Origin of the sequence: Halocola ammonii (genome assembly GCF_049334165.1) — a bacterium.
Taxonomy (GTDB): Bacteria; Bacteroidota; Bacteroidia; order Flavobacteriales_D; family Sanyastnellaceae; genus JBEGHD01.
Genome location: NZ_JBEGHD010000022.1, coordinates 21,413 through 27,714, shown reverse-complemented (window position 1 = coordinate 27,714; position 6,302 = coordinate 21,413). Strand labels below are relative to the sequence as shown.

The 6,302-nt window shown below is 44.7% G+C and carries 3 protein-coding genes; 2 read left to right on the top strand and 1 reads right to left on the bottom strand.

The genetic code is table 11. The features are described 5' to 3' along the window. Positions 1-64: 64 nt before the first annotated feature. Positions 65-2,149 (bottom strand): M43 family zinc metalloprotease, encoded by a 2,085-nt coding sequence (locus ABHV44_RS15915; RefSeq protein WP_459075711.1) that lies wholly within the window; start codon positions 2,147-2,149, stop codon positions 65-67. A 258-nt stretch (positions 2,150-2,407) separates the two neighbouring features. Here ABHV44_RS15915 and ABHV44_RS15910 point away from each other — a divergent pair, with 258 nt between their 5' ends. Both ABHV44_RS15910 and ABHV44_RS15905 read left to right on the top strand, forming a co-directional pair. Further along, positions 2,408-3,346 (top strand): lamin tail domain-containing protein, encoded by a 939-nt coding sequence (locus tag ABHV44_RS15910; protein WP_459075710.1) that lies wholly within the window; start codon positions 2,408-2,410, stop codon positions 3,344-3,346. Positions 3,347-3,447: 101 nt separating this feature from the next. Further along, on the top strand, positions 3,448-6,294 hold the full coding sequence (locus tag ABHV44_RS15905) for a carboxypeptidase-like regulatory domain-containing protein (protein ID WP_459075709.1): 2,847 nt from the start codon (positions 3,448-3,450) through the stop codon (positions 6,292-6,294). Positions 6,295-6,302 lie beyond the last annotated feature (8 nt).

The following is a 6,302-nucleotide window of genomic DNA, read 5'->3' as shown; positions in this document are numbered from 1 at the left end:
CGCCCTCAATCAACCTCTAGTTTTTCACTTTAAGTATCTTCCGAATAGGAAGAAAAGCACGGTGCTAGTGGCGTACCACCAATCTTTTTGTGTTCCTGAAGTTATTGCTTTCCACTACAACAAAGTATACTCCTGCCTCGAGCGAAGCAGTTGCAATCTCAACATCGTGTGTACCTGCACTCAACGTAGCATTCTCCACTGTTTTCACTCTTCTCCCTGAGAGATCTGTGAGATACATTTCAAATTCTCCGGTTCGTTCAACAGCAACTCTCGCTGTAGCCCGCTCACCGGCAGGATTTGGGAAAAGACTCCAGTTGAACGTGTTCTTATCAAGTTCTTCAACACTTACAAACTGACTATTGATATTGATGTCATCAATGTAGATGTTGTTACCTCCACCGCCTTTAAACCTAAACCTCATCATGAAGTTTTCGGTTAGCACTGCAGAATCATTGATCTCAGCTGTGACCTGTCGCCAATCATCTTCGCTGTTGGGAACGAATGCAAAAAATGATGGATCAGCAGTTGGGAGAACAGTGTTCCCGAAATAAAGAATTTCTGTTTGCCAGGTATTTCCACAATCTCCTGAAACCTGTAGCCTAAACTCGTCTGTGCTTCCATCACTCGATTTGTTCGCATGTGCATATCGAAAACTAATGGTAATTCCATTGGTGTCGCTGGCATCAATTGTTGAAGAAATCAATTCATTTATCAGGCCACCATCCGAAAGTCTGTTAGGAAGGTAGACACTTGTTTCACCTGAATAAGCTGCATTTTGAGTTGTTTCCCACTGCACTTCAGTGTCTGCCTCGTCTTCAATTACAAACCAATTATCGGCAGGAAAGGCATCTTCAAATCCTTCAACAAGGGGCACTGGCTGTCCTCCAGACTCCATCACCGTAACAAACTCAGATTTAGTAATAGTTTCTGTATTACCACTTTTTTCAACCGTGAGAGTCACGGTGTAGTTGCCTGGCTCTGGATAAATATGAATGGGTGCTTCAAGATCTTCTTCGTTGGTTCCCTCTAATACAGTACCATCGCCAAAGTCCCACGTCCATGAATCAACATCGTTGTAGGACTCGTCAAAAAATTGAATCTCATCTCCAGGGCAAATTACGCGATCAGTCGCTGAGAACTCAGCTGCACACAAAATTAACTCATCTCCGAATACGCCTGTGTCCATAAGGTTTTCGTCAGTGTGGAGTTCATTCCGTTCAGCAATACTCGAAAAAGCAGCGGCTCTCATTCTTTCCATTTGACCTGCTGTGAACATCTTGCTACAGTAAGAGTACTCCATGTAGTTTTCTACGTTGTCCAAACTTCCGCATGACTCACCATTCAATGTGCAGCTCGTCCATCCGAGAGTGTTTGGAGTATCGCTTACTCCATCATCTTGCTGGCAATTGGAAGCATCTTCAGGGCTGTTTCCTGCACCCCAGGTGTGGCTGAGATTTAGCCAGTGACCAACCTCATGAGTGAGAGCCCGGGAACGATTGACGTTGCTCGTTCCTATCGACCCGGTATAATCGTGTCTCATCACTATTCCATCATCGCCCTGCGAAAAGAAATTGTCTACTGAAGAAGGCAAAAAAGTGTATCCAGCTGCACCGGCAGCATCGTTACAAACCCAAACATTCATGTAGCTATCTCGCGGCCAATGAATGAGGTCTCTCATAGCACCATTCCCATCATAAGTTAGTTGACTAACCGTTCGTGTTATTCCTTTGGTGCAATTGCCATCCGGGTCTAGTTGCGCTAACCTGAACTCAATACGAATATCTGAAGCGAGGTCAGCAAAGTTTGAATTTAACTGAATTGTATCCGGATTGAGTTTTCTGAAATCTCTGTTGAGAATTTCAACTGCATCGTAAATTTGATCATCAGTGATGTTTTCCGGACCATTATTATGAATAACATGAAATACGACCGGAATAATCAAAACTTCATCTCCTCCAGCACCTCTGGATAGGGTTTCTGCTTCGAGCTGGGCGCGCGCCTCTTGCATGTGACTTCTCAGTTCGGGATGCTCTTCAAAATACTGTTTTTCAATTACATGCTGATTGCAGAGGGGCACCTCTTGAGCTGTTGAGGTAAAAACTAAAAGTAGACCTAAAAGAGTTAGTTGTGAGGTCAGAAATCTAATCATACTTTAATAAACTTTAATGAAAGGTTAGTTGGCTAAATTACCATTCTCTTCGCTAAAGGTTCAATACAAGGTCGAATCAAAATTCCCGAAATCTTGTGATGCTGAAGCTCAATCGAGCTATTCTTCAAGAATTTTGTGGCCATAGCTTTTCAACCGTGCTTTTTAATTAATTGTTAAGGGGTTTAGAGGTTTTCAAACTCGAGTTGTTGATAGCTGGTTTATTGCTAATTTTGCAGCGCAAATCACAAAGAAAAAGACATGAAAAAAGTTTTACTCTTTGCGGCTCTTCTTACCGCAACTATCAGTGTTCAAGCTCAGTGTGACGAGATTTTTATCTCGGAATATGTAGAGGGAACATTCAACAACAAGGCAATTGAAATTTACAATCCTACCGATGCTGCCATCGACCTGTCAGGTTATCAACTCGAAAGATTCTCGAATGGATCTAATAATGCCGATGCCAACCAAAAGCTGGTACTTTCCGGTACAGTTGAGCCTCACGATGTTTATGTATATGTAATCGACAAGAGAGATCCTGATGGTACCGGTACGGAAACACCAGTGTGGGAAGGACTTCAGGATCAGGCTGACGAATTCGTTTGCCCGGTGTATGCTGAAAACAACACCTTGTATTTCAACGGAAATGACGCTCTGGTTTTGAGAAAGCTCTCTAACAATTCTGTTATCGATCTTTTCGGAAAAGTAGGTCAGGATCCTGCAGATGATTTCGGTGGAGGATGGAACAACATCCCTCCTTCTTACGTGTCTTCAATCAATGGTGGAACCCCGTGGACAGAAGATCACACTATGATTAGAAAAGCATCCGTAGAAGCGGGTGTTACTACTAATCCAGAGGTTTTTAACACTGAGCTACAGTGGGACACAGTGCCTGCAAATACTTTCGTAAACCTCGGTGCTCACGTTTCTGTGTGTGACCCTGACAACGTTGGCGAGAACACAGTTGCAGAAATGTCGCTCTATCCAAATCCATCTCAGGGTTGGTTTGTAGTGAGCTCATCAGCGCCAATTGTCAGAGTTGAGATTTTTGACCTTAGCGGCAAAAAAGTTTACTCTGAAGAAGTTGCAAACCCAGAAAACGCTCTTCGAATCACTGCGGATTTGCCAAAAGGTGTATACGTAATGAAAGGACTACTCGGAGACAACCGTGCGATTCACTCGAAAATGGTTGTTAGATAATATTTAACTTGAGGCCCCTCCAACTATTGGAGGGGCCTGTTTTTTTGAGCTTTCAGAATAAAGCTTTTTTTAAACCTGACGCGAACTTGAAAGTCTGAACCATGAAAAGACTGTTCACCTCCCTGGCCACCCTAATTCTCTTTCCGCTCACATTTTTGGCGCAAGAGGGAACTCTAAAGGGTACTGTTTACGATGCCACAACAAAAGAGCCGCTCATCGGGGCTTATGTTCTTTACGAAGAAAATAAAGGAACAACCACCGGCATTGACGGACAGTACAAGGTAAAACTCGAATACGGCACTTATGAGCTTCGTGTATCCTACGTGGGTTATAAGCCGCAAGTGAAAACTATCACCATCAACTCTGGCGTTCAGGAGCAGAGCTTTATGCTCAAAACTGAGAGTCTTGGTGTGGCTGATGTTGTTGCCGATGTAGCTCGTGAACGCGAAACTCCAGTTGCATTCGCAAACGTTTTGCCCGCCCAGATCAACGAAGAAATGGCCTCCCAGGATTTGCCTATGATTCTCAATAGCACTCCCGGAGTTTATGCAACTCAGCAAGGTGGTGGCGATGGTGATGCCAGAATAACCATCCGCGGATTTGACCAGAGAAATATCGCAGTGATGATCGATGGGGTTCCGGTGAATGACATGGAAAATGGCTGGGTATACTGGAGCAACTGGTTCGGGCTCGATGCTGTTACGCGTTCTATTCAAGTTCAGCGCGGTCTTGGTGCCTCCAGGCTCGCTATCCCTTCTGTTGGAGGAACAATGAATATTCTTACCAAAGGGATCGACTCCGAAAAAGGAGTTACCTTCAGGCAAGAGGTGGGAAGCTTCGGCTTCACAAGATCAACGATTGGACTCACTACAGGCAGAATGGACAATGGTTGGGGAGTGACCGTTGCCGGTAGCTACAAAACCGGAAATGGCTATGGCGATCAACTTTTCACCGAAGGTTACTTCTACTATCTAAAGGTTGAAAAAGAACTTGGCAACCACCTTCTTAGTCTGAGCGGAATGGGAGCACCACAAAGCCACGGACAAAGATCATTCAAACGCCCGATCGCTAACTATTCGCACGAATTTGCTCGCGATCTCGGTGTGAGTGAATCTGAAATAGACCGTTTCACTGAATACGGTATACTCTATAACCAACACTGGGGGCAGTACGAAGACCGTACCTACGGACCCATCAACAACCAGGGAAATCACCCTTATGAAAGTGGTCGACTAAGAACGCTCAATGAAAGAGTAAATTATTACCACAAACCGCAATTCACACTTCGCGACCTGTGGACAGTAAATGAAAATATTTACATCACAAACACCGCTTACCTTTCTCTCGGAAATGGTGGTGGAACAAGCCTCAACTCCACTTCATGGCCTCAAACCACCAACGGCCAAATCGATTTTCAGACGCTCTACGATAACAACTTATTAGTAGATACTTTCATATCTCCTGATGGTCTCAACCCTGGTGATGAAGAAGGTGAAATTGAGTCTGAAAATTATCTGCAGTCGTCTATCAACAACCACTTTTGGTACGGCTACATTGGTAACATTACTTACACACCGAACGATGAGTGGACTTTGAACTTTGGAGTTGATGGACGCAGCTACAAAGGGGAGCACTACAGAACTCCCTACGATTTGCTCGGTGGAGATTATGTTTTGGACACAAATAATAAAAATCAGGATCCGGAAACCAAGATTCGCGAAGGAGATAAATTCACCTACCACGATGAAGGAATTGTTCGTTGGGCCGGTGGATACTTCCAGGCTGAGGTGAAAAAGCTTAACTGGTCGGCTTTCATCAATGTTTCAGGGGCTTATACAGGTTATAAGGCTGTAGACTACTTCAGGCCTAAAACCCTACAGCTTTACGAAACAGTTTACATGGACGGAAACCAGGTTCAGGTGCCAGACACAACGCTGGAAATTGGATACAACACACCTGTGACTTACAACGGAACCACCTACGACAGAAACTCTGACGGTCTGGAAACCTACGAGACCGACTGGATTTCACTTCACAACTACACAATAAAAGGTGGAGCCAACTACAATGTTAGCGAGTTCTTCAATGTATACGGTAACCTCGGATACCTTTCAAAAGCTCCAAGGTTCGACAACGTTATCGACCGTCAAAACAATGTGACTGACAATTACGCCAACGAAATTATTCAGGCAATTGAAGCCGGAGCCGCTTACAAAAAGGACCGCTGGAATATTACCATGAACGCTTACAGAACACAGTGGTTCAATAAACCGGTGAATCAAAACGTGCAGGTAGCTCACCCAGAGCCTACCGGAGAAAATGACAGAGCTCTTGTGTTCGTGCCGGACATGGACGCACTGCACCTCGGCTTGGAAGTTCAGGGTGCGTACCTTGTGACACCGAAGCTTACAATTGAAGGATTACTGTCTGTCGGTGACTGGACCTGGCAATCTACCGAGGAAGGGGAACTGGTTGACCAAAACACCAACCTCCTGATCATCAATGATGACACCGGAGAGCCGTACACCGTTGAATTTGACCCGCGAGGAGTTCATGTTGGAAATGCTGCTCAGCTACAAATTGGAGGATTGATTCGCTACGACATTCTGGACGATTTTTATGTAAAGCTCAGAAGCACCTATTTCGGAAATCAATATGCCGACTTCAATCCAGAATCGCTTGTTGGTGAAGACGCAGGACGTGAATCCTGGAAAACTCCAGCTTACAACCTGCTCGATTTTCACACCGGATATCGTCTGGACCTCCCAAAGGACGGCCACATGGATATCCGACTCAGCGTGCTCAACCTCCTCGATTCGAAATACATTACTGACGCTCAAAATAACGACCAGTTTACTGGCGTCCCGCAGAATTTTAATGCTGAGTCTGCAGCGGTCTTCTTCGGACCTCCACGCAGATTCAACCTAACTTTATCAATTACATATTAAATTTTCAT

What these genes read in the sequence shown, in the direction of transcription:
- ABHV44_RS15910 (WP_459075710.1), top strand. Translation starts at nt 2,408, where the DNA reads ATGAAAAAAGTTTTACTCTTTGCGGCTCTTCTTACCGCAACTATCAGT.
- ABHV44_RS15905 (WP_459075709.1), top strand. Translation starts at nt 3,448, where the DNA reads ATGAAAAGACTGTTCACCTCCCTGGCCACCCTAATTCTCTTTCCGCTC.
- ABHV44_RS15915 (WP_459075711.1), bottom strand. Translation starts at nt 2,149, where the DNA reads ATGATTAGATTTCTGACCTCACAACTAACTCTTTTAGGTCTACTTTTA.